This is a genomic window from Paludisphaera rhizosphaerae, from assembly GCF_011065895.1.
Lineage (GTDB): Bacteria > Planctomycetota > Planctomycetia > Isosphaerales > Isosphaeraceae > Paludisphaera > Paludisphaera rhizosphaerae.
In genome coordinates this window covers 1-1,355 of the sequence record NZ_JAALCR010000085.1, presented here as the reverse complement: position 1 = coordinate 1,355, position 1,355 = coordinate 1, and the positions used below count along the sequence as shown (strand labels likewise).

The window sequence follows — 1,355 nt, the reverse complement described above, 5'->3', positions numbered from 1 at the left end:
TACACACTCTTGAGCCGCGGCACGCGGGGCTGGGGGATGCGAGGCTGGATCGCCGGTTCGTCAAACTCGTCAAGGATTTGGCTGCGTCGCCGGAGGCCGGCATCCCCGAGGCCTCCGGCGGCTGGGCGGCGGCCAAGGCCGCCTATCGTTTCTTCGACAACCCCGGCGTCGACCCGAGCGCCATCCGCGACGCCCTGCGGCGCGAGGCGCTCGACCTCCTGCCACCGGAGGGGCCCGTCCTGGCCGTGCAGGACACCACGTCGCTGGACTTCACCGATCACGAGGCCGCCGGGGGGCTCGGGCCGCTTGAGCATCCCGCCCGCCGCGGGCTTCTTCTGCACACCACGCTCGCCGTCTCGTCCGACGGCGTCCCCTGCGGCCTGCTCGACCGCCGCTTCTGGGCCCGCGACCCGGCCGCGCCGGGTCGAGCGGCCCGCCGCGTGCGGCCCGTCAGCGAGAAGGAGTCGCGGCGATGGCTCGACGCGGCGGCGGCCGCCGAGGCGGCCGTGCCGGCCGGCCGCGAGGTCGTCACGATCGCCGACCGCGAGGCCGACGTCTACGACCTCTTCGCCCGCGAACGCCGCCAGGGCTCGCACCTGTTGATCCGCATCAAGCCCGGCCGCGGCGTGAGCGGCCCCGCCCGGCTGCTCCGCGACGCGGTGCGGGCCACGCCCCCCTGCGGCGTCATGGCCGTCGAGTTGGGCCGGGCCGACGGCCGGCCGCCACGCACGGCCGAACTGACGATCCGCTTCGCGGCCGTCGAGATCCGACCGCCCTCGCACCGTCGACGCAAGGTCGGCGGCCCGCCGGACGTCCCGCTGACGGCGATCCTCGTCGAGGAGCAGTCGCCGCCGAAGGACCAGCCCCGAGTCTGTTGGTGGCTGGCGACGACGCTGCCGACGGCCTCGGCGGCCGACGCCGAGCGGGCCGCCCGGTGGTACGCCCTGCGGTGGCTGGTCGAGCGATACCACTTCGTGCTCAAGTCGGGCTGCCGCGTCGAGCGGCTGCAGCTGCGGACCGCCGGCCGCCTGGACCGAGCCCTGGCGACCTACTCGGCCGTGGCATGGCGGCTGCTGCGGCTGTCCTACCAGGCGCGGCAACAGCCCGACGCCCCGGCCGACTCGGTCCTGACACCGGCCGAAACCGAGATCCTCCGCCGACTCGCCGGCTCCGACTCGCCCCCGACGCTCCGCGAGGCGGTGCGACGCACAGCGAAACTCGGCGGCTTCCTGGGCCGCAAGGGGGACCGCGAGCCGGGCGTGCAGACCATCTGGCGTGGTCTCCGCCGCCTCGCCGACATGGCCGCCGGCCTCGCCCTCGCCTAGCCCCCACGACTTGTGGGTAACGATAAGCCC

1 protein-coding gene is annotated in these 1,355 nt (G+C 75.1%); it reads left to right on the top strand.

The features are described from left to right. Window positions 1–1,325, top strand: a 1,325-nt coding sequence (locus tag G5C50_RS32080; RefSeq protein ID WP_165076168.1) for an IS4 family transposase, incomplete at its 5' end; no start/stop codon positions are given. Window positions 1,326–1,355 lie beyond the last annotated feature (30 nt).